General features: G+C 44.8%; 22 protein-coding genes. 8 read left to right on the top strand and 14 right to left on the bottom strand.

Annotation, left to right across the window (positions count from 1 at the left end):
* Positions 1-18: 18 nt before the first annotated feature.
* The gene (gene recQ / locus KQY15_RS08575) at positions 19-1,818 is read right to left on the bottom strand and encodes a DNA helicase RecQ (protein WP_217668772.1); all 1,800 of its coding nucleotides are present in this window, start codon (positions 1,816-1,818) and stop codon (positions 19-21) included.
* 296 nt (positions 1,819-2,114) lie between these two features.
* Between recQ and pdhR the strand changes: the two genes are divergently transcribed.
* The 4 genes from pdhR (at position 2,115) to lpdA (ending at position 8,931) form a co-directional block, all read left to right on the top strand.
* Positions 2,115-2,873, top strand: coding sequence for a pyruvate dehydrogenase complex transcriptional repressor PdhR (gene pdhR / locus KQY15_RS08570; RefSeq protein ID WP_217668771.1), 759 nt, complete (start codon positions 2,115-2,117; stop codon positions 2,871-2,873).
* A gap of 53 nt (positions 2,874-2,926) precedes the next feature.
* Entirely contained in the window at positions 2,927-5,593 is a 2,667-nt protein-coding gene (gene aceE / locus KQY15_RS08565) for a pyruvate dehydrogenase (acetyl-transferring), homodimeric type (protein WP_217668770.1), read from the top strand.
* Positions 5,594-5,604: 11 nt separating this feature from the next.
* Complete coding sequence (gene aceF, locus KQY15_RS08560; protein ID WP_217668769.1) at positions 5,605-7,344, top strand: dihydrolipoyllysine-residue acetyltransferase; 1,740 nt, start codon at positions 5,605-5,607, stop codon at positions 7,342-7,344.
* 174 nt (positions 7,345-7,518) lie between these two features.
* Entirely contained in the window at positions 7,519-8,931 is a 1,413-nt protein-coding gene (gene lpdA / locus KQY15_RS08555; protein ID WP_217668768.1) for a dihydrolipoyl dehydrogenase, read from the top strand.
* A gap of 364 nt (positions 8,932-9,295) precedes the next feature.
* Here the strand turns inward: lpdA and drt3b are convergent, their stop codons facing one another.
* Genes drt3b through KQY15_RS08540 form a run of 3 tightly spaced genes read right to left on the bottom strand, consistent with a single transcriptional unit; the run spans position 9,296 to position 13,149 of the window.
* Positions 9,296-11,284 carry an antiviral reverse transcriptase Drt3b gene (gene drt3b, locus KQY15_RS08550; RefSeq protein WP_217668767.1) on the bottom strand — a complete coding sequence of 663 codons (1,989 nt, stop codon included), beginning with the start codon at positions 11,282-11,284 and terminating at the stop codon, positions 9,296-9,298.
* Complete coding sequence (drt3a, locus tag KQY15_RS08545; RefSeq protein ID WP_217668766.1) at positions 11,285-12,520, bottom strand: antiviral reverse transcriptase Drt3a; 1,236 nt, start codon at positions 12,518-12,520, stop codon at positions 11,285-11,287.
* On the bottom strand, positions 12,514-13,149 hold the full coding sequence (locus tag KQY15_RS08540; protein ID WP_217668765.1) for a hypothetical protein: 636 nt from the start codon (positions 13,147-13,149) through the stop codon (positions 12,514-12,516). The genes drt3a and KQY15_RS08540 overlap by 7 nt, the downstream gene beginning before the upstream one ends.
* A gap of 341 nt (positions 13,150-13,490) precedes the next feature.
* Here KQY15_RS08540 and KQY15_RS08535 point away from each other — a divergent pair, with 341 nt between their 5' ends.
* Positions 13,491-14,498, top strand: coding sequence for a nuclease-related domain-containing protein (locus KQY15_RS08535; RefSeq protein WP_217668764.1), 1,008 nt, complete (start codon positions 13,491-13,493; stop codon positions 14,496-14,498).
* Here KQY15_RS08535 and KQY15_RS08530 read toward each other — a convergent pair.
* From KQY15_RS08530 to KQY15_RS08515, 4 genes are all read right to left on the bottom strand, one after another.
* Positions 14,495-14,788, bottom strand: coding sequence for a hypothetical protein (locus KQY15_RS08530; protein WP_217668763.1), 294 nt, complete (start codon positions 14,786-14,788; stop codon positions 14,495-14,497). The genes KQY15_RS08535 and KQY15_RS08530 overlap by 4 nt on opposite strands.
* Positions 14,785-15,327, bottom strand: a complete 543-nt coding sequence (locus KQY15_RS08525) for a hypothetical protein (protein ID WP_217668762.1) — start codon at positions 15,325-15,327, stop codon at positions 14,785-14,787. Before KQY15_RS08525 ends, KQY15_RS08530 begins: the two co-directional genes overlap by 4 nt.
* A 301-nt stretch (positions 15,328-15,628) precedes the next feature.
* Positions 15,629-15,949, bottom strand: coding sequence for an NYN domain-containing protein (locus KQY15_RS08520; protein WP_302850309.1), 321 nt, complete (start codon positions 15,947-15,949; stop codon positions 15,629-15,631).
* A 51-nt stretch (positions 15,950-16,000) separates the two neighbouring features.
* The gene (locus KQY15_RS08515) at positions 16,001-16,354 is read right to left on the bottom strand and encodes a PIN domain-containing protein (protein WP_217668760.1); all 354 of its coding nucleotides are present in this window, start codon (positions 16,352-16,354) and stop codon (positions 16,001-16,003) included.
* Between the two features lie 186 nt (positions 16,355-16,540).
* On the opposite strand from KQY15_RS08515, the gene KQY15_RS08510 reads away from it, so the two are divergent.
* From KQY15_RS08510 to KQY15_RS08500, 3 genes are all read left to right on the top strand, one after another.
* Positions 16,541-16,813 (top strand): hypothetical protein, encoded by a 273-nt coding sequence (locus tag KQY15_RS08510; RefSeq protein ID WP_217668759.1) that lies wholly within the window; start codon positions 16,541-16,543, stop codon positions 16,811-16,813.
* Between the two features lie 134 nt (positions 16,814-16,947).
* Positions 16,948-17,178: a type II toxin-antitoxin system CcdA family antitoxin gene (locus tag KQY15_RS08505; protein WP_217668758.1), complete on the top strand. Its 231-nt coding sequence runs from the start codon at positions 16,948-16,950 to the stop codon at positions 17,176-17,178.
* Complete coding sequence (locus tag KQY15_RS08500) at positions 17,178-17,471, top strand: putative type II toxin-antitoxin system PemK/MazF family toxin (protein WP_217668757.1); 294 nt, start codon at positions 17,178-17,180, stop codon at positions 17,469-17,471. The genes KQY15_RS08505 and KQY15_RS08500 overlap by 1 nt, the downstream gene beginning before the upstream one ends.
* A gap of 61 nt (positions 17,472-17,532) precedes the next feature.
* On the opposite strand, the gene KQY15_RS08495 is transcribed toward KQY15_RS08500, so the two are convergent.
* The 6 genes from KQY15_RS08495 to KQY15_RS08470 all read right to left on the bottom strand — a co-directional run bounded on the left by KQY15_RS08495 (position 17,533) and on the right by KQY15_RS08470 (position 20,777).
* On the bottom strand, positions 17,533-17,964 hold the full coding sequence (locus KQY15_RS08495; RefSeq protein WP_217668756.1) for a hypothetical protein: 432 nt from the start codon (positions 17,962-17,964) through the stop codon (positions 17,533-17,535).
* Positions 17,949-18,371: a DUF1240 domain-containing protein gene (locus tag KQY15_RS08490; protein ID WP_217668755.1), complete on the bottom strand. Its 423-nt coding sequence runs from the start codon at positions 18,369-18,371 to the stop codon at positions 17,949-17,951. Before KQY15_RS08490 ends, KQY15_RS08495 begins: the two co-directional genes overlap by 16 nt.
* Before the next feature lie 80 nt (positions 18,372-18,451).
* Complete coding sequence (locus KQY15_RS08485; protein ID WP_217668754.1) at positions 18,452-18,991, bottom strand: DUF1240 domain-containing protein; 540 nt, start codon at positions 18,989-18,991, stop codon at positions 18,452-18,454.
* 81 nt (positions 18,992-19,072) lie between these two features.
* Positions 19,073-19,636: a DUF1240 domain-containing protein gene (locus KQY15_RS08480; protein ID WP_217668753.1), complete on the bottom strand. Its 564-nt coding sequence runs from the start codon at positions 19,634-19,636 to the stop codon at positions 19,073-19,075.
* 370 nt (positions 19,637-20,006) lie between these two features.
* Positions 20,007-20,252, bottom strand: a complete 246-nt coding sequence (locus KQY15_RS08475; RefSeq protein WP_217668752.1) for a Rho-binding antiterminator — start codon at positions 20,250-20,252, stop codon at positions 20,007-20,009.
* A gap of 15 nt (positions 20,253-20,267) precedes the next feature.
* On the bottom strand, positions 20,268-20,777 hold the full coding sequence (locus KQY15_RS08470) for a hypothetical protein (RefSeq protein WP_217668751.1): 510 nt from the start codon (positions 20,775-20,777) through the stop codon (positions 20,268-20,270).
* Positions 20,778-20,868: the final 91 nt, after the last annotated feature.

Here is a 20,868-nt window from a genome sequence, read left to right as displayed (position 1 = left end):
AGCTATACAAAAATAACATTATCCATGGGTGGCAAGATAATCGCTGATTTCAGCAATAAATTCACTGCCGTAGCGGCTGAGTTTGGTATTACCTACCCCGGACACGGCCAGCATACTGCTGTTATCAGTTGGCAGCCGTTGGCACATATCAATTAAGGTGGCGTCGCTGAACACCACAAAAGGTGGCACATCGTCCCGTTCAGCCAGTTGTTTGCGTAAAGTCCGTAAGCGGCCAAATAACGCCCGGTCGTATTTCTGGTTACCCAGTTTAGCCGCAACTTTCTGGTTGCTTTGCAGTAAGCGCGGTACTGCCAGTTGCAGGCTGGTTTCACCACGCAGCAACGGCCTGGCCGCCGGCAGTAACTGCAACACAGAATTGCGGGTAATATCCTGCTGCAAATAGCCAAAATGCACCAACTGGCGCAATACACTGAGCCAGTAATCATGGCTGTGTTCTTTGCCCAGGCCCCAGGTACTGAGTTTGTCGTGCGCTAGCTCGCGAATTTTCTGGTTCTGACTGCCGCGCAGTACTTCTATTACGTGGGCCATGCCATAACTTTGTTCTACCCGGTACACGCAGGACAGCGCCTTACGGGCCAGCTCGGTGGCATCAAACTGTTGTGGCGGGTTCAGGCAGATGTCACAGTTACCACAACGCAGCTGGCGGGCTTCACCAAAATAATTCAGGAGTACTAAGCGGCGGCAGGTCTGGGCTTCGGCAAAAGCCGCCATCGCCTGAAACCGTTGCCAGGCCACTTCAGCCCGGGCCGGGTTTTCTTCGGCTTCCAGCCAGCGTTTCATCCGGGTAATATCAGCCGGATCAAACAGCATCAGGGCTTCGGCAGGCACACCATCCCGGCCTGCCCGGCCGGTTTCCTGATAGTAAGCTTCAATGGTCCGTGGCAGTTCAAAATGAATTACAAAACGAATATTGGATTTATTCACCCCCATGCCAAAAGCGACGGTGGCGACGATAATCTGAATATCATCCCGCTTAAAATCGTCCTGTACCCGTCCTCGCTGCTCGCTGTCATGGCCGGCATGGTAAGCGGCTACTTTAAAGCCGCGCTCGCTAAGCTGACTGCTCAGTTCATCAACTTTACGCCTTGAGCTGCAGTAAATAATACCGGCACTGCCTTCCTGCTCTTTTAAATAGCTAACCACCTGCTCCAGGGGGCGGAATTTTTCCTGCACGGTGTAGCGGATATTGGGCCGGTCGAAACTGCCGGTATAAATGCAGGGGTTATGCAACGTCAGCTGCTGCACAATGTCCTGGCGGGTGGCGATATCGGCAGTGGCAGTCAGCGCCATTACCGGCACGCTGGGGAAGCGCTGTTTTAATAATGCCAGTGCCATATAGTCGGGCCTGAAATCATGGCCCCACTGTGAAATACAATGGGCTTCATCAATGGCAAACAGGCTTACGCCAACGTCAGATAGCCGGTCAAGAAAAGCCGGTTGTAATAGCCGCTCCGGCGCGACATACAGCAACTTTAGTTCACCGCGCCTGAGCCTTGCGAATACCTCTAACACCGCCTCACGGCTAAGACTGCTGTTAACAAATTCCGCAGCAATGCCGTTAGCCTGCAAAGCGTCGACCTGATCTTTCATCAGTGACATTAACGGCGATACCACTATGGTTACCAGGGGCAAGTGCAGCGCCGGCAACTGATAGCACAGCGATTTACCGCCGCCGGTTGGCAGTAGCACGAAGCTGTCGCGGCCATGCAAGGCGGCGTCAATAACCTCTGCCTGGCCTTCGCGGAAGGCACTGTAACCAAAAGCTTGTTTAAGCGTAGCTAATAACTGTTCTGACACGCGCCGTTGATACCCTGAAAAAAACAGCAACTATTGTATGCGTTACGCCGGTTAATTTATAGCTTTGCAGTCAGTGGATTTTTATACCGCTGCTATTTGTGGTCAGACCAATTTAATACAGTTTGTTATTTCGGGATTTTTTCGAGTTTATACTCTAATAAAAATTTGATTTTGCCTTTGCCGTGGATCTCTGCTTTATTTACTTGTTATCGTAAAAATGCTACCGTAACGCCACTTTTACCATTGGTAAGACCAATTTACCGAGAGTGCTTTAATAAGGATTTTATTAACCCATTATGGCTGATTTAAAGATAAAGCCGGCAAAGCTGTCTGATCAGATAGTCACCCAACTGGAGCACTTGCTACTGGAAGGCAGTTTTGCGCCTGGCCAGAAGCTGCCGTCAGAGCGGGAGCTGGCAGAGCGGTTTGCAGTATCCCGACCATCGTTGCGTGAGGCTATTCAAAAGCTGGAAGCCAAGGGTTTAGTCAGCAGGCGCCAGGGCGGCGGCACCTACGTTTGCGATAATCTGGTTAAAGACTTAACTGATCCATTGTTTAGTCTGATGGCGCAATATCCGGATTCCCAGTTTGATTTTCTGGAGTTCCGCCATGCCTTAGAAGGCATTTGTGCCTACTATGCTGCGCTGCGCGGTACAGAAAGCGATCATAAAAAAATCAAAAATTTATATGAAGAAATTTGCCTGAACCAGCAGTTTCAGGATGCCGAGGCAGAGGCGAAAGCGGTGAGTCAGTTTTACCTGGCAGTCGCTGAAGCGTCGCACAATGTGGTGTTGCTGCATCTGGTAAGAAGTTTAACGCCGTTAACGGAGCAAAACATTCGTTTAAACCTGGCGGCGCTGCAACAGCGGGATGGTATAGCCGAAAAATTAAATGATCACCGGCGCCGGCTGATGCAGGCAGTCATTAGCCGCCAGCCTGAACTGGCGCGGCAGGCCAGCAATGGCCATTTAGCCTTTATTGAAGAAGCACTGCTGGACCTGGACAAAGAGCGCTCCCGTATTGAGCGCTCTTTGCGTCGTTCGCAGCAGGGTTAATACTTATAAATTTGATGCGCCTGTGGGCGTGAACAACCAAAGGAAACCTCGATATGTCTGAAGTCAGTAAGAATGACATCGACGCTCTGGAAACAAAAGAGTGGCTTGAAGCGCTGGAGTCAGTGGTGCGCACCGAAGGTGTGGAGCGGGCGCAGTTCCTGCTTGAACAGGTATTAGAGCAGGCCCGCCTGGAAGGCGTGGACATGCCAACCGGTGTTACCACTAACTACATTAACACTATCCCGCCACAGCAGGAGCCGGCTTACCCTGGCGATGTTAATCTGGAACGACGTATCCGCTCGGTTATCCGCTGGAACGCTATTATGATCGTGCTGCGCGGCTCGAAAAAAGAACTGGAACTGGGTGGCCATATGGCTTCTTACCAGTCATCTGCCGCCTTTTATGAAACCTGCTTTAACCACTTTTTTCGCGCGCCGAATGAAAAAGACGGCGGCGATTTAGTCTATTATCAGGGCCATATTTCACCGGGCATTTATGCCCGTGCCTTTGTTGAAGGCCGCTTAACAGCGGAGCAACTGGATGGTTTCCGCCAGGAAGTCGATGGCAATGGCTTATCCAGCTACCCGCATCCGAAACTGATGCCGGAGTTCTGGCAATTCCCGACCGTATCAATGGGTTTAGGCCCGATAGCGGCGATTTACCAGGCGCGCTTTTTAAAGTACTTAAATGGCCGCGAATTAAAAGACACCAGCGAGCAGCGGGTATATGCCTTTTTAGGCGATGGTGAAATGGACGAGCCGGAATCTCGCGGAGCTATCAGTTTTGCTGCCCGGGAAAAACTGAATAACCTGTGCTTTTTAGTTAACTGTAACCTGCAGCGCCTTGATGGACCGGTAATGGGCAACGGCAAGATTATTCAGGAGCTGGAGGGCTTATTCCGTGGCGCCGGCTGGAATGTGATTAAAGTCGTATGGGGCCGCGGCTGGGATAAACTGCTGGCCAAAGACACCACCGGTAAGTTACTGCAGCTGATGAATGAAACCGTTGACGGTGATTACCAAACCTATAAAGCCAATGACGGCGCCTTTGTCCGTAAGCACTTTTTTGGCCGGTATCCGGAAACAGCAGCATTAGTTGCTGATATGACCGACGAAGAGATTTTTGCGTTAAAACGTGGCGGCCATGAACCGTCTAAGTTATTTGCAGCTTTTAAAGCCGCGCAGAACTGCACTGACAAGCCTACCGTTATTTTAGCCAAAACCGTTAAAGGTTACGGAATGGGCGAGGCCGCTGAGGGTAAAAATATTGCCCACCAGGTGAAGAAAATGGACATGACCCATGTGCTGCAACTGCGCAAGCGTCTGGGTCTGGAAGACTATATCAGTGAAGATGCGGTAGCAGATTTACCCTACATTGAGCTGCCAAAAGACTCACCAGAGTTGCAGTACCTGCATGACCGTCGCAAAGCGCTGCATGGTTACACCCCGGTGCGCTTACCAAACTTTACCAAACCGTTAACCCTGCCTGAGCTGGATGCGTTTGACTCATTATTAACCGAGCAAAAACGCGAAATTTCCACCACCATGGGTTATACCCGCATTCTGAATATTCTGCTGAAAGACGAGCATATCGGTAAGCAAATTGTGCCGATTATTGCCGACGAAGCCCGTACCTTTGGTATGGAAGGCCTGTTCCGGCAGATTGGTATTTATAACCCGGGTGGCCAGACCTACACCCCGGAAGACCGCTCTGTGGTGAGCTACTACAAAGAAGATGTAGGTGGCCAGGTGTTACAGGAAGGTATTAACGAGCTGGGTGCGATGTCGTCCTGGGTGGCAGCAGCCACTTCGTACAGTACCAACGATTTACCAATGATCCCGTTCTACATTTACTACTCGATGTTTGGCTTCCAGCGGGTGGGTGATATGGCCTGGATGGCCGGTGATCAGCAAGCCCGCGGTTTCCTGCTGGGCGCCACCGCCGGCCGTACCACGTTAAACGGTGAAGGCCTGCAACATGAAGACGGCCACAGCCATGTATTGGCCAGCACAGTGCCTAACTGTATTTCCTATGACCCGACTTATGTCTATGAGCTGGCGGTGATTATGCAGGACGGTATTCGTCGGATGTATGGCCCTGATCAGGAAAACATTTATTACTACATTACGGTAATGAATGAAAACTACCATCACCCGGCCATGCCAAAAGGCGCCGAAGAAGGCATTCGCCGCGGTATTTACAAGCTGGAGTCGTATAACGGCGATCGCGGCAAAGTGCAGTTGCTGGGTTCAGGCACCATCTTTAATGAAGTGCGTAAAGCCGCTGAAATTCTTAGTAAAGATTACGGCGTAGCATCTGACGTGTACTCAGTTACCTCATTTAACGAGCTGGCCCGTGATGGCCAGGACGTTGAGCGTTACAATATGCTTAACCCGGACGCTAAAGAGAAAACGCCATTTGTAGCCACAGTGATGGGCAAGGCTCCGGCCATTGCCGCTACCGATTACATGAAAAACTACGCCGATCAAATTCGCGCCTTTATCCCGGCGGTATCTTACAAAGTACTGGGTACCGATGGTTATGGCCGCTCTGACAGCCGCGAGAACCTGCGTCGTCATTTTGAAGTAAACGCCGGATATATTGTGGTAGCAGCGTTAAGCGAACTGGTAAAACAGGGCGAGCTGAAAAAAGCGGTGGTAAGCGAGGCCATTAAGAAATTTGGCATTGATGCAACCAAAACCAATCCGCTGTACGCGTAAGGGGATAACGTATGTCGATTGAAATTAAGGTGCCGGATATTGGTGCAGACGAGGTTGAAGTTACCGAAATCCTGGTAAAGGTTGGTGACAAGGTAAAGCCTGAGCAATCTTTAATTAATGTGGAAGGCGATAAAGCCGCCATGGAAATACCATCGCCCGAAGGTGGGGTGGTAAAGGAAATTAAAGTAAAAACCGGCGACAAGGTTGCTACCGGCAGCCTGATTATGCTGTTTGAAGGCGACAGCGAAGGCAAGTCAGCCTCTGACAATAAAGATGATGGCAAAGACGATGCTGAAAAGTCGGAAGACAAAAAGTCAGCTGATAAAAAGTCGGACGATAGCAAGTCAGACGACAAAAAATCAGAAGATAAAAAGTCTGATAGCAAAAAATCAGCCGGCAGTGCCAGTAAAGATGTTGAAGTACCAGACATTGGTGGCGACCCGGTAGAAGTTACTGAAATTCTGGTAAAAGTCGGCGACAGCGTTAAAGCTGATCAGTCACTGCTTAGTGTTGAGGGCGACAAAGCCAGTATGGAAGTGCCGGCACCGTTCGACGGTAAGGTAAAAGAGATTAAAGTCAGCGTTGGCGATAAAGTGGAAACCGGCAGCCTGATTATGGTGTTTGAAACTGCGACAGATGATGACGCTGATAGCGATACCAGTTCTGAAGACAACGCCAGCGAAGACACCAGCAAGGACGACAAAAAAGACGACAGCAAAAGCGACACTAAAGCCAGTGAGCAGAGTGCAGCCAAAGCTGACAACAAAGAATCCACAGATAAAGCGGATAAAGGTGACGGCTTTGTTGAAAACAAAGCTTATGCTCACGCTTCACCGGTTATCCGCCGTTTAGCCCGCGAATTTGGTATTAACCTGGCCAAAGTTAATGGCACCGGCCGCAAAGGCCGGGTAGTAAAAGAAGATGTGCAAAACTATGTTAAGCAGCTGGTAAAACAGGCTGAAAGTGGCGCATCGTCATCCGCTTCAGGCGCGGGCAGTAGCATGGGCTTTGATTTAATTGCCTGGCCGAAAGTCGACTTTAGCAAGTTTGGCGAGGTGGAAAGCAAGCCGTTATCGCGTATTCAGAAGCTGTCGGGTAATAACCTGCACCGCAACTGGGTGCGAATTCCGCATGTTACTCAGTTTGACGAAGCCGACATTACCGGCCTGGAAGACTTCCGCAAAGAGCAGAATGCTTTAGCCGAGAAGAAAAAAATGGGCGTTAAATACACCCCGCTGGTATTTATTATGAAAGCGGTGGCTAAGGCTCTGGAAGAGTTCCCCACCTTCTGCAGTTCATTGTCAGAAGATGGCCAGAGCTTAATTCTGAAAAAGTACATTCACCTGGGTATAGCGGTAGATACGCCGAACGGGTTAGTGGTGCCGGTAGTGAAAGATGTTAATAAGAAAGGCATTATTGAACTTTCGCGCGAGCTGATGGAAATCTCGGCCAAAGCACGGGAAGGTAAGTTAAGTTCAGCCGATATGCAGGGTGGCTGTTTTACTATCTCCAGTTTAGGTGGCATTGGCGGTACGGCGTTTACGCCAATTGTTAATGCACCGGAAGTGGCCATTTTAGGTGTCTCTAAATCAGAGATTAAGCCAAAATGGAATGGTAAAGAGTTTGAGCCTAAGTTGATGGTGCCGTTGTCGGTATCGTACGACCATAGGGTAATTGACGGTGCCTTAGCAGCACGCTTTACTGCCACCTTAGCCAGCTATCTGGCCGATATCCGGCAAATTATTATGTAAAACCGGCTTACGCCAGCAAAAACTGGCGTAATTTTGCATTGCCAGTGCAATCTTAGGTTACAGAGCGGCGGCTCTGATGTTAAAATTCCGCCACTTTTTTCGCCTGATGGCCGTACCCTACAAAGTAATGCTGTCAGAACACCGGGAAAACCGGACAATTATGAAGGTAATACGATGAGCAACGATATTAAAACTCAGTTAGTAGTCGTGGGCGCAGGCCCTGGCGGTTATTCTGCAGCCTTTCGTGCAGCAGATTTAGGTTTAGAGGTTACCCTGGTTGAAGCACGCAGCACTTTAGGTGGTGTTTGTTTAAATGTTGGTTGTATTCCGTCAAAGGCCTTATTGCACGTTGCCAAAGTGATTGACGATGCACGCGATATGGCTTCGCATGGTGTATCTTTTGGCGAGCCAAAAATCGATTTAGACAAAATCCGCAGCTGGAAAGACAAAGTGGTTGGCCAGTTAACCAATGGCCTGGGCGGCATGGCGAAAATGCGTAAAGTGAAGGTAGTTAACGGTTTCGGTAAATTTACCGGTGCTAACACCTTACAGGTTGGTGATACCAAAATTACTTTTGAACACGCCATTATCGCTGCAGGTTCAGAGCCGGTAGCCCTGCCGTTTATTCCAAAAGATGACGACCGGGTAATTGATTCTACCGGCGCACTGGAATTAAAAGACATTCCGGGCGAAATGCTGGTATTAGGTGGCGGTATTATCGGCCTGGAAATGGGCACTGTATACCGTGCGCTGGGTTCTAAAGTATCGGTAGTGGAATTTGCAGACCAGTTAGTTCCGGCCGCTGATGCCGATCTGGTAAAAGCCTACACCAAGTACAACAGCAAAAACTTCAACATTATGCTGTCGACCAAGGTTACCGCAGTTGAAGCCAAGAAAGACGGTTTATACGTCACCTTCGAAGGCAAAAACGCGCCGGAAAAAGCAGTACGTTATGACAAAATTCTGGTCGCAGTTGGCCGTAAGCCAAACGGCAACCTGTTAGATGCCACTAAAGCCGGTGTTGAAGTAGACGAGCGCGGCTTTATCAATGTTGATAAGCAACTGCGTACTAACGTAAAACACATTCACGCTATTGGCGATGTTATCGGCCAGCCGATGTTAGCGCACAAAGCGGTACACGAAGGCCACGTAGCGGCTGAAGTGATTGCCGGCATGAAGCACTACTTCGACCCACGCTGCATTCCATCAGTAGCGTACACCGACCCGGAAATGGCCTGGACCGGCATTACTGAGAAAGAAGCGAAAGAGCAGGGCTTAAAAGTAGAAACCGCAACCTTCCCATGGGCAGCATCAGGCCGTGCTATCGCCTCAGCCCGTACTGAAGGTTTCACCAAGCTGATCTTCGACAAAGAAACTCACCGCATTTTAGGTGGCGCCATTGTCGGTATTAACGCTGGTGAAATGCTTGGCGAAATCTGCTTAGCGGTAGAAATGGGTGCCGACGCCGAAGACATCGCGTTAACCATTCACGCTCACCCAACCCTGAACGAGTCTATCGGCCTAGCCGCCGAAATCTACGAAGGCTCAATCACTGACTTGCCAAACCCTAAAGCCAAGAAAAAGTAATTTTTCTGGGTTTAAGATAAGACAAAGGCCGCAACTGCGGCCTTTGTTGTTTTGATGTACAAACTGGAAATGTATGAACAAGATGCGGGTGGAAAGTAACTCATGATACGCTCAAGTCTAAACGTAATTGGTTTGCTGTGATTAGTCTGAAAAACAAACATTAACTGCTAAGTGAAATCAGCTGATGGAACAATTATAGACTTATTAGTGATAACTATAACTGACTAAAGAAATCTGGTTAGGTGTTGAAAGAGGAATTACATAGCGTGTGAGCCTAAATCGGCGCTGGTGCAAATATTGCACTCAGAACATTAACAAAATAAATGTCTCGCAACCCCTCTTTCAACGCTACTAAAATAACTAACTAATAAGGGCTCCGCAACTCCTTTTTTATCAGAATCTGTGCCAAATTAGTGTGATCCCATGTGAAAAACCAATCTTTGTGTGAGAGGTATCCTACTATTTCCTCGGCATTTTCCGAGTACATCTCTCTGTTTGCTGAAAAGAAATCTAGGTTCATTACTCGATCGAATAGTGATTTTTTAAAAGTTTCAGAAAAGAATGGATTTCTCATAGAGTCAAAAAAAAGACAAGTTAACTCCGTATCGCTTCTAAAATCATCCACAGTCGATAGCCTTTCCGATATTAGATTTTCAATAAAGCTTGCTAGTTTTAGATCTTTATTCTCATATATGTAAGAACACACCATTAACTGAAAATATCCAATATCAATATTTTTATCTTTAAATATATAACTATCATTCTCTTTTTTAATATTAAATAGACTTAACACTCTTTCCTCTTTCATTGGGTAGTCTAGTAGGTTAGTTTTCAATGAAATAAGGAGATTAAGAAGTTCTATGCTGCATTCTTTCTTTTTATCTTCCATCTTCTGAATCAATAAAACTGATTCATCAAATATTTTTTTCCTAACAGTATCCTTGAAAGACATTCCTGCATTTTCAGTAACTGAGTTTAGCAAAACCACAATTTGAGTTATGATATAAGTAGTTCTTACTCTAATATCCATGCTGTAGATAAAAAAAGACGTTTCGATAGCGAAGAGTATTAAGCTCTCGATTTTCTCAGTGTTACCGCAGTCTATACTTTCTTTTACTAAATTGTCTTCAAGAAATTTTTGTAGCTTGTGGCGGAACTTTGACAAGGTATAACCAGAGAGGCTTTCATACCTGACATTATTTTCCTTTACTATCCTTTTTAATTCTTTTATAAATTTATTAGACTCACGACCTGGGTTTCTGATTTTTAGAACGGAATTAATGTCTTTAGTTTCGTCCTTGTTGTTATTGTCGATTAGCTGAGAAAAAACAGTGTTAACAAGATCGCTGCAATCCATTTTTGCTATAGTCAATCCAGTAATGAAAGGAACTGAATGAACCTCTGTTTTTGCATCATTAATAAATAGCTTAAATGATTCCAATGTTTCTTTAATTAGATCAATCAATTTGCTTGAAATGGATGCTTCTTTTACGAAAAGAAAGTAATCATCAACATATCGTTTTAAAGAATAGTGATAGTCAAATTCAAGATCCAAGGTATTCTTAGCGCGTTCGATTATCTCTAAATCAATTCTTTGAAGTATTATTTCTGCATATATTCTAGAAAATTCTGGTCCTACCACAATTCCACTTGCTTCGTCATCATTAGCATTTATCATTATGTCTTGAAAAAGTTTTTCAAATGAAAAAGTGCTAGAGTGTTTTTTAGAGAATTCTTTTGTTTTAACGGACCATGACAACGAAGGCACGTATATATTATGAAAGCATTTTGATATATCAAATTTTATAAGTGTTTCAAATTTTTTTTCTAACCGATGGGACTCGTATGAGTCATAAAATTTATATAGAAAGTTATATCTGCTATAGGTAAAGTAGGAGCTAGCATAAGCCGATGTTTTTTCAAATGCATCTGTCTCTACTTCTACCGACTCAGATTTTTCTGGTTTACTATAGCTAACAAGTTCTTTTTCATAAAATCTGCTAGCTACTTTAGTTGGTGCCCTAAGTGATACTTTGCTGCGACTACACAGCTCAGTAATTAATTGATCGTAATCGTTATACAACGAACAAATTTTAACCTGAATTGCTGGGTGCACTAGTGATAAAAGTCTTTTACTGGAGGAATTTTTATTAATTCTATAGTTATAAGGTTGTGTGTAACTTTGGTAATAAAAAAAACTATCTATGAATGATTTTACATATTCTTTTTTTGGTTTATTTAACAAATAGAAATACAGACCTTCATTTAGAAATGTCATCGGTGTCTCATATGGAAGTACTTCAGTAAGAATTACTCTATGAATATCATTTTTGTTGACTTTTACTAAGCTCATTTACCAACAGCCTTTTATTTTTGTTCTCGTCCGTTTATCAAATGAGTTCATGACTTTGCACTCAAAACCGAATCTAAATGAGTACCTTTTTATCATTGATAATAAACCCATTCTTTCTAGTTCTGATATGGCACTTTTTATAGGTGGGTGGTGAGATGTAAACAAAGAATTGAAGTGTTGATCTAATTCAGAAAGCTGAGATTTGTCATTTATGAGCTGATAGTTGTAGTAAATGCCTGATTTTAACTTTGTTCTCTGAGCATCACCTATGACATATTGATTACCGGTTAAAAACTTGATTCTCGCTTTTAATAGCTGAACGTTTTTGTTGGAGCTAAAAGCTGTAATTGATCTTTGAATTCTATTTTTAATCTTCGAAATCTTTTTCGGGCTTATCTTTACTACAACTTTTCTCTTATTTTTTTTACTTGGCCTACTCTCAAAATTTATTCGATAACCAAGATAGTCGAGAGTTGAATAATCTCTCTTGTTCTTCTCAGGTGAAATTAAAGACAATTTTTGGCCGGTGTTTAGCTGCAGTTCTGGTGCCGCCTCTTTTAAGATTCTTTCCGCAAGTTTAATAATTTCAGTTGCTGGTGATATTGAGAAAATTATAATATCGTCAACAAATCTTGCGTAATAGTATACTTCTCTAATCTCGCGAATTTTTTGATCAAACTTTCTAAGTCTTAATTCAGACAGCGTGGCACTTAAGCATAAACCTCTAGGTAGTCCATTTATTCTTTGAACGCTGAGTTTCTCTCTAAACGAAAGCAGGATCATTCTGCTTTCATATGAAAGTAGATTGTCTCTTGTAATTTCTTCTATTAATGAATTAGCATCAATGCTGTCATAGAAGCTTTTTATGTCCAACCTTGTAATAAATATTGGTTGAGAATCGTGAAGCAGGCTAATTACTTGCTTTACTATTGAATTTCTATCTGCAGTTTTTATTCTGAAAAGTCTCTTTATATTGTCATTTACTTTTCTTATTATTAGTTCGTCTGCAGCTGTTCCGGAATCGTAGGCAATGTTGTTGCCTGATGTTGTCGTGGATTTTTTTATTTTTTTAATTTTAAAGTCGTCGAATTCGTATTCTATGTTGGATAGCTTTCTCTGTATTTCTTTAAATGTATCTTCAAAGAATATTTTTTCAACGATTCCATTGTTGAACTTGTAACTTGTGCGCCACTGTAGTTGTTCTAAGTTTTTTTGTGACAAGGATTGATTTAACATGGTTTTTCATCCTGCTTTCTTTCTGAGTTTAAAGCAATGAAATTGTAGTAAACTTCGTTTTCTAAAAGTTTTAAGAAGTGTTTACACCGTCTATAGTATATTTCATAAAGCGAAAAAATTATTAATAGGTAAAGTAATTTCATCGTACATGATATGTTGATCATGAAAACTAGAGGGGAGGCAGAAAGAAAGATAAAAGCAATGCTTCTGTACATCCCAAATCGTGCAAGGAAAATTTCGATATTCGTATTTTGTGTTTTCTGTATGACTATTGCCTTGCAGAAGCGGAATGCGTGTCTTTCGCCAACTCCTTCGGGTAATTTTTTTTTCACTATTTCTAAAATATTTGTCCTGCTAGTTATTTCATCTTTTACTAGTTTTTTTACTATCTTATTTCTTATTTTTTCTTGGAAGTTTGCTAGGGGCTCTATCATAGCGCCCACAAAAATGACCAGAAGTGGAAAAATTATCGTTAAGTCTGAAATATTGAGCAGGATTTTCTTAAGGTCGTCAGTATAGGAATCGGGGATTCCTAAGTATATATAAAGAGATATTATAGCAGTGGCTGGTAGGCCTACTAGTAAATAGGTAAATATATCCCAAAAAGTAAGGTTAATGTTGTTAGTCATTTTAACTAATATTCCCTTTAAATGTTTTTAGAATTCGTTTTAAATTCCTTCAAATACGTTATAACGCCAAGTATTGGAACTTTTAGATATAGTCTTCACTACTTGTTTTTCTTTTTTCTTTTTTTTAGTTCTGCTTGTTTACTGTTTTTTAAATTATTATTAGGTTTACTCAAAATTTATAACTGGTCAAGTAATTAATTTACAGAGTGTGTGGACTCAGGGTCAGGCCTTGAAAGTTGAACGTTAAAGATTGGGGGCAGATAAAGATTGATCATGTGCTGGACCTTGCTGCAGATACCTTCCCCTGCTAGCATCAGCATTCCATATATCAGGGACACCTTATGCGCTGTTGGCGGCTTACCTTATCGTTACTATTACTTAGCGCACCGCTGGCTTATGGCCAACCGCAATACAGTGAAGCTGCCTGTATTTTGCTGCAACAGCAAATAGAGCGCTTTAGCCACCAGCCGCAGCTGAGTACCTACCAGGACAGCAAACGCCAGTTTGATAACCATTGTCAAAACCCGCTACCGGCACCAACCCATGATTTGGTATTAACCAATATTCCAGCCAAGCCCGTAACGCTAACTAATTCAGCCCAAAACACCAGTGCAAAACCGGTGGCAGTGTTGCCTGCTAAAGCTGTCGCTGCGGCTAAACCAGCAGTGGCCAACCCGGCCGATGGCATGAATCAAATACTGGGCGCGACTGTGAAAATGCTGGCGATACCCTTTGGTATTTTGTTGGCTATTGTTTTGGCCAGAGTCATCTTGGCTAAGCTATTCGGCATTACTGATTCGAGTATTAAAGGCGCTCTGGCCGAGCGGCAATTAAGGCGGGTATTACAGCGCGAACTGCCGGCTGGTTATCAGCATTACGCTAACCTGGTATTGCCAACTACCACGGGTGACTACACCGAGATAGACCATCTGGTACTAAGCCCCTTTGGTATTTTCGTTATTGAAGTTAAAAACTACAAAGGCTGGATTTTTGGCGGCGAGAAACAGCCGCAGTGGACCGTACAGAATTTTCGCAGTAAACACAGTTTCCAAAACCCACTGCGCCAGAACTACAAACACACCGAAGCAGTAAAATATTTGCTGGAATTAAACTCTTCGGCCAATGAGGGACAGGTATATTCAGTTATCGCCTTTAGCTCTCGTGCAGAATTTAAAACCCGCATGCCAACAAATGCTATTTATATTGAACTGATAGGCGATTACCTGCAGCAATTTACTCAGTCTTGTTTTAGTGATGAACAGCTACGCCAGTTTGCTGCGCGGCTAAATATGGCCGCCGACAGAAGAAAAGTACTGGGTAAGCTGCATATGCAGCAGTTTGATGCCTAATCGTTGTCAACCGACTTAAGGTGTTTACGCCGTTCCTGCTGTTGAGCTTGATCCATAGCTTTTTCTTCCTCGGCCAGCTCTTCATCAGACATCAGCAAACGATCATAGCCACCGGCGAGTATGCCGCGTTCATCATCACCCAAATCGTACTCATCAGTTAAATACTTTGCTGCACGCTCTTTGGCACGCTTAAATAGCCATGCATCAAATTCTGGTGTGCCGGGTTCAGGGCGAGTTTCAACGTCTTTACTATGAACCAGTTTTGGTTTGTCTGCTTTATCGTTGCTCATAACCATTTCCATAGATGTTCAGGGTTGCTGCCCCAGCTTTTTTGATAAATAAACCCTTTTTGCTGATACAGCGAAATTAACTTTTGATTTAACGGGCGCATAATTTTAATTTGGGTAGCACCGATAGCATCAGCATATGCCTCAAAGGCAGTCATCGCAATGTTAAATACCTGCCCAGAAAGCGCTGTTTTGTCGGGATTGGCTTCTATCACATCCAACCGCATTGATTTACCGGTTTTTGTTGGAATGCCTATGGCCAGCCCGCAAAGTGTAGTTGTGTTCCAGGTAGCAACATCCAGCCTGCTAGGGTGGCGTGCGCTCCAGGCTTGATAGTCATTAGCAAAAGACCAGGGGACCGCAGTGCCTAAACCTTTTCTGCGAGCTTCCCAGATCCTGGCTTGTTGTAATGCTTCAGTATCAATATGTCTTAGTGACACAATATCCCGGAAACTCGATGGTAAAGAGGCTTGTGCCGTTACAATTGCTCGGGTTCTTAACGATTGGTATTTGTTCTCGGCAAGTTGATGTGCAGGCTTCATAACAGTTCCTTTGTTGCTATGGATAAATAATGGTTAAATATAAGTTAATTTAGTTTGAGGTGCCACTTGAATTTTATGCTCGGAAAGCCTTTTCCGGTTTGGAAGCAGCCATGCTTTAGAGACGAACAACTACGCCAGTTTGCCGCACGGTTAAATATGGCTGCCGACAGCAGAAAAGTACTGGGCAAGCTGCATATGCAGCAGTTTAACGCTTAGTCAGCGGATTCATTGACTAAGCCCGTGCAGTTGGAGCAATAAACCACCTTAAGTTTTTTTGTCAGAGGTTTAATGTAAAGCTGGTTTATTTTCCAGGAAGAGGATTTTCAACGCTTATATTGTTATCACCATTTGGCGGAGTGGAACCATTCTGCCTCGCAGAATACGTACTTCTCAGCCCGTCAATATGCTCATTTAGCTTAGGTGGTACGGGTTGTTGCATTGGGTCAAGTATAAAATCGACACCTTCTCGGCGAGCCAACTTGGCCGCGGGCACAAAATCAGAGTCTCCGGCAATAAGGATAATTTGGTTAACTTGCTGCTTTAACGTCAGGGTAGTGATATCAATACCAATACGCATATCTACGCCTTTTTGACGCGTACTGATAGCAACCTCTGACTCCAATAAGGGATTCGTTGCTAAGTTTCGCTGGCCTTTTAAGATCGACTGAGCAACCTACGGTTTTATCACCCATTCTGAAGCTTTCGACAGTTCGCCAAGCCGCAAAGCTAGTTTGCGTTTTTTCAGCAGTCGCTGATGTAGTTCAAGTCTAAATTTAGCTTCGTCAGATTTTGAAAAATCAATTGCAAGACGAGAAACCGGGTTGTGCATCTTCTTTTCAAGTGGGGCGCAGTCATAGAAAAATATGCGATAAAGTGAACGTTCAGCTCTTTCGCCATCTTTTAAATGTAGCAGGGCACAGCGGACCGCTAAGTCGGCTATGCGTTGGGCGTTAAAATAGTTATGGGGCTCAAAATGGCGGATCCGTTTAATAAAAAACGCGCCATCGATCAGTATGGCTGTAGACATTGCCGATAGTCTTAAATATAAAAACCCCGAGGCTCGGCAAGCATCTAGATAGTTGATGCAAGCTTACTGGTCAGGGTTGAATTCTCGTAATGCTAGCAACTGAAGTTTGATCCGTCAACAAAGGTTTTCTTGGTCATGGGAGCTGGGCCAGTAAGAACCGGATCCGGGCGTTGATAGCCCTTTATTGTGGTTGAGTACGACGTTAAGCATTTGCTGGAACTAACCACTGCCAGCAACGATCAAGTGCACTCAGTCGTCGCTTTTAGCCTGCGGGCCGAGTTCAAAACCCGTATGCCGGCCAACGTGATTTTTATTGAGCTGATTGGCGACTACCTGCAGCAATTTACCCAGCCTTGTTTTAGCGATGAGCAACTACGGCAGTTTGCCGCAAGGTTAAATATGGCGGTGGATAGCAGAAAAGTACTGGGTAAGCTGCATATGCAGCAGTTTAATGCTTAATCGTTCTCAACCGACTGAAGGTATTTACGCCATTCCTGTGGCCGAACTGGATGTTATGCGCAGTTTTGATGCGCAAGAGGTTTGCGCTATACTTCTGTGCAATGTGAATCGAGTTAACCTGGTTGGAGCTTACCATGAGCCAGAATATCAAAGCGGCTTGTAACACCTCAGTTGATGCCAGTTTGCTTGCTGAGGCTAAGGCGCTGAAGATCAGTCCCTCTGTTGTTCTGGAACAGGCATTGCGTGATGCAGTGAGTCAGGCGAAAGCAGAGTTATGGCGGGCACAGAATGCCGATGCCATCGCAACTTATAACCAACAAATTGCAGAGCATGGTACCTTTGCTGAGCGACTAGGGCAGATCTAGTGCTGCAGCAATTTGGCGTTGCCCGTATCGATCAGCAGCTGGTGGTAGTGCTTACTAACACCCTGTTTCATGAGATTGATGCTTTGTTGGTAGCAGTAATTAAGCCGCAAAACAAACAGGCTTTGCTGACCGCTTTTCACCTTCCGGTGCAGATTTACGAGCAAGCTTACTTTATCGATTTGCTTGATATTGCAACTGTTTCTACTAAACGCTTAAAAACTACAGATATAACTTTGCAGCAGTATCGGCAACAAATTAAAGCTGGCCTGGATCTACTGATTGACGGTTTCTGATAATTGCCAGGTTTCCTGTGCAAACGCAGTAAATCTGCTGCTGGGCTAAAAACCACCGAAGTTACTCATATTGCCAGCATTCAAACACTAGCTGGCCTGACGGATAGGGCTCTGCTTTATCAGCATAATGTAACAGCTCCAGCCTGGCGTGGTGTTTACCGCTGCCAGGGCTAAGGAATGATGCACTGTACGCTCTAACTGGTGCCGCCGGGGCGGGCGGCTGTATTTGCAGGTAAAAGTCCAGAATGTAGGGTATGTCGGTAATATCAGTGCGGTGAACACCAACAATAAAAGTATGGCCATGCACATCGAATAATGGCTTGGAGGTAGCATCAGCAGCGGTTAGCGAAATGGCCTTATCCCGAAGGTCGTCCAAGGTAAAACCGGGATAATCCAGCGGGATCAGGTGACAACTGAGGTTCAGCTTAGTTTGGCTGGCATGTGTGGTGGTAGCCAACAATGTAAAAAGCATAGCGATTAGAATTTTGGACATAAAGCGGTGTCCTTACTGTAGGTTGTAAAGCTAGAGCGAATTTGATGTGTCACCAAACTGCAAGCATGATACCCCTGCTGCTTTAACTGCGATATTACCGTCTGGTTTATGCCGAAACCTATCGTGGGCAGCATTAATACAAAAAAGATAAAAAGCCTGCTTTGCATTTTGCGGAACTTAGCTAGTTTGTGACCAGCTACAAGGTGTTTCTCAGCAATATTCATCAGATGCAATATTGGCAAGATAAGTGGTAGTAACAAAAACGCAGTGCCAGTTTGTATCTCGACTAAAGCCGACTGCTCTATCGCGTGATATTGTTGGTGAACTCGCCAGCAAAAGAACAAGGCAAAGGCTATTGCCAATGCCTCGAACAGCGCAACTATGGTTACTTTTAATACTGGGCGCATAAGTTATCTAAATTGCATGCGGCGGACGGCGTCGTTAATTAAATTACGTTCGCAACCTTAAGGGTCAGATCCAATCAACCTTAAGGGTCAGATCCAATTGTTAATCCATTTGCGCTAAACTGCGGCAATAAACGGCATTTTTGTCGCTCTGGAGATTCTGCACAGTCGGCGCGTGCCAGTTCAATGCAGTGTTCTGGGGTATTGGTATAAACCATTACCTTGTCGTGTAACCATTGGCGTGATTGCAACTCACATTCGTTATAACCCTGCGCTTGCAGGTAACTGGCAGTAGGATAATGAATAAGTTGTGGCAGTAATATGGTTAAGCCAAGTGCCACCCAAAAAGCACGGCTGGCCCAGGTATTCTGAGCCTTGGAGACCTCTTTCCCTCGTAGTTTATTGACACCAAAGTAAAGGAGAATACCCCCAAGAAAGGCACCCCCAAGGCAATAAAAGGCTCCTTTGTTGACGGTAATGTCAGCAGCGCTGATAACAAGACCTTGCAGCAACTGGTATACGTAGTAAAAGAAATAGATAAGACCAAAAGCCGTCAGGGCGAAAATGACCAGCCACCATATGACAAACTGCCACGTTTTTAATGTATCTTCATTCTGTTGCATTAAAAACCCTGGAATTCAGTAATCGCTCTAACTGCAAGCCGCCTGGTATACTTTCTAAAATTTAGTTTTCTAGCCGCTGTTTCATTGCAGCTTGTCTTGCTTTCGCTTTAACTGGATTTGTAGCATCCTTTCAACTTGTTGCGTTTCCTCAGGAGTGCCACGGCTGATAACGCGCTTGACTTCGGGACTGTAACATAGGGTTTTGTTTTTCACCCAGGCCGTGTAGGTCAGGCGGTTTGATAATAAGGTGCCACCTGGACAAGGCTGATATCCTTGCTGCTGTGCCTGAGTATCCCAGCTGTTACTAAAAAACATTTTTCCGGCAAATACACTTACCAGGCTTAATAAAATCGCAACAGTGCAGAATTTAATAACGCCGCTTTTATATTGCTGGCCTTTACTACCTGCAAACAACAGTAATGTCAGCGCGAGAAACAGCACTGCAAGTGTCGCCAGGCCGGCAATTACTCCGGGGATATAGCCTGACGAATAGCTAATGACAATAAGTTGCTGGCCACTTATTAATAAATCACGTTGGCTGGTCCAGTCGCTCTGTAGCATCCAAAACAAGGCCAGCGCCAGCATACTGCAGAAGGCGGCAATGCCAATGCCGTATAAAACAGCTTTGGGTTTGTTAATAGTCATCGTAATACCGGTATACTGTTAAACCTGCGGAGAATACTAGAAAGCTGGCTTCTCAAGGCTCCTGTAATTCTACGTCGGACAACTTGTCCTGCTACCGGTCATCTTGTATGAAAATATCGTATTGGTTGTTGTTGAAAGCAGTTTCCAGTTCAGCGCGGCTGACATGGGGATGAGATAAAGACATTGAGTTTCTTCCTTGAATTGGACTTATTAACAAAAAGTTATTAAATCATCTCTTTAAAGTTTCATCAAGAAAAGTCTATATTGTTTATAAAATCGGGGGCAGATAAAAATTACCTACAGGTGTCCGTCTTTTCTAGAGCCCCCAATACTCAACAAAATTCTGGTTGGCCGTTCGCCAACCGCCTGCTTATTTAAACCGAACCTGCTGCAAATGCGGGTTTGGCGCTGTTACCTCAAGCTGTGCAATATCGTCCAGCACCACCCACTGCTCTGCACCGGCGTGTTCCAGCAGCAGACACTCCTGGCGGGCATCGTTATAGCGGGTATCGAGCGCGGTGCCATGCAGCACTTCGCCCGAGGCCAGAGTCAAACACAGCGGGTAATGGTAAAGGCAAACAATTTCTACATAATCATGTAAATCACACTTAAGCATTACAACCCCATTTAGTTAGTCGCTCAGGCTGTCAGGTTTGGGCAGATGAATAATATGCTTACGAAAATTCAGAACGGTACCGCTTAACGCATTGGTTACCACAAAGGCAATGGGTAAGCCTGGTTCGACATCCAGCACCACATCAGCCTGAAAGCCGCGCTGGCGTAAAAATGCCGCTGCGGCTTCTGCGCTTTGCACCGGATCGGTTACCACTATGCCAATACTGGAGCTGGCATTGCCCACTTTTTGCAGCACTTCGGCAGTGGGGTAGTTAACAATGGTGCCGTCCCACATGATAGAGCGCAACACCCCATCGCTGTTTGCCTGGAAGCGCTCAGCAATGCCATGTTGTGCCAGCAAGGCAACGACGGCTGCTTTAGCTTCGGCGGAAGGTGTAGAGAAAATACGTGAACCCGGATCGGGGAATGGCAATGGGTTACGTTGGATAACCAGGCTGTAGGTCCAGCTTAACAGCAATAAAAACACGATCAAAAAACATGAAAGCAGCCATTTTGGGATGTACATAACAACCTCGTTCAGCAGCAAGCAGCGGTGAATTCGCGACAATGTGTGCATATCTATAGCTGACAATAATCCGCTTTGCCACAGCATCAGC

The organism is Arsukibacterium indicum, from assembly GCF_019100565.1.
Lineage (GTDB): Bacteria > Pseudomonadota > Gammaproteobacteria > Enterobacterales > Alteromonadaceae > Alishewanella > Alishewanella indicum.
The sequence above is the reverse complement of the archived record's forward strand: the minus strand, read 5'-3'. Positions and strand labels throughout refer to the sequence as shown.

Excerpts from the sequence above, each read along its gene's own strand:
- KQY15_RS08485 (WP_217668754.1), bottom strand. The coding sequence starts at position 18,991 with ATGCAACAGAATGAAGATACATTAAAAACGTGGCAGTTTGTCATATGG.
- drt3b (WP_217668767.1), bottom strand. The coding sequence starts at position 11,284 with ATGAGCTTAGTAAAAGTCAACAAAAATGATATTCATAGAGTAATTCTT.
- aceE (WP_217668770.1), top strand. The coding sequence starts at position 2,927 with ATGTCTGAAGTCAGTAAGAATGACATCGACGCTCTGGAAACAAAAGAG.
- aceF (WP_217668769.1), top strand. The coding sequence starts at position 5,605 with ATGTCGATTGAAATTAAGGTGCCGGATATTGGTGCAGACGAGGTTGAA.
- KQY15_RS08505 (WP_217668758.1), top strand. The coding sequence starts at position 16,948 with ATGAGCCAGAATATCAAAGCGGCTTGTAACACCTCAGTTGATGCCAGT.
- KQY15_RS08535 (WP_217668764.1), top strand. The coding sequence starts at position 13,491 with ATGCGCTGTTGGCGGCTTACCTTATCGTTACTATTACTTAGCGCACCG.
- lpdA (WP_217668768.1), top strand. The coding sequence starts at position 7,519 with ATGAGCAACGATATTAAAACTCAGTTAGTAGTCGTGGGCGCAGGCCCT.
- drt3a (WP_217668766.1), bottom strand. The coding sequence starts at position 12,520 with ATGTTAAATCAATCCTTGTCACAAAAAAACTTAGAACAACTACAGTGG.
- KQY15_RS08475 (WP_217668752.1), bottom strand. The coding sequence starts at position 20,252 with ATGCTTAAGTGTGATTTACATGATTATGTAGAAATTGTTTGCCTTTAC.
- KQY15_RS08530 (WP_217668763.1), bottom strand. The coding sequence starts at position 14,788 with ATGAGCAACGATAAAGCAGACAAACCAAAACTGGTTCATAGTAAAGAC.
- KQY15_RS08480 (WP_217668753.1), bottom strand. The coding sequence starts at position 19,636 with ATGACTATTAACAAACCCAAAGCTGTTTTATACGGCATTGGCATTGCC.
- KQY15_RS08470 (WP_217668751.1), bottom strand. The coding sequence starts at position 20,777 with ATGTACATCCCAAAATGGCTGCTTTCATGTTTTTTGATCGTGTTTTTA.
- KQY15_RS08495 (WP_217668756.1), bottom strand. The coding sequence starts at position 17,964 with ATGTCCAAAATTCTAATCGCTATGCTTTTTACATTGTTGGCTACCACC.
- KQY15_RS08525 (WP_217668762.1), bottom strand. The coding sequence starts at position 15,327 with ATGAAGCCTGCACATCAACTTGCCGAGAACAAATACCAATCGTTAAGA.
- KQY15_RS08540 (WP_217668765.1), bottom strand. The coding sequence starts at position 13,149 with ATGACTAACAACATTAACCTTACTTTTTGGGATATATTTACCTATTTA.
- pdhR (WP_217668771.1), top strand. The coding sequence starts at position 2,115 with ATGGCTGATTTAAAGATAAAGCCGGCAAAGCTGTCTGATCAGATAGTC.
- KQY15_RS08490 (WP_217668755.1), bottom strand. The coding sequence starts at position 18,371 with ATGCGCCCAGTATTAAAAGTAACCATAGTTGCGCTGTTCGAGGCATTG.
- KQY15_RS08515 (WP_217668760.1), bottom strand. The coding sequence starts at position 16,354 with ATGTCTACAGCCATACTGATCGATGGCGCGTTTTTTATTAAACGGATC.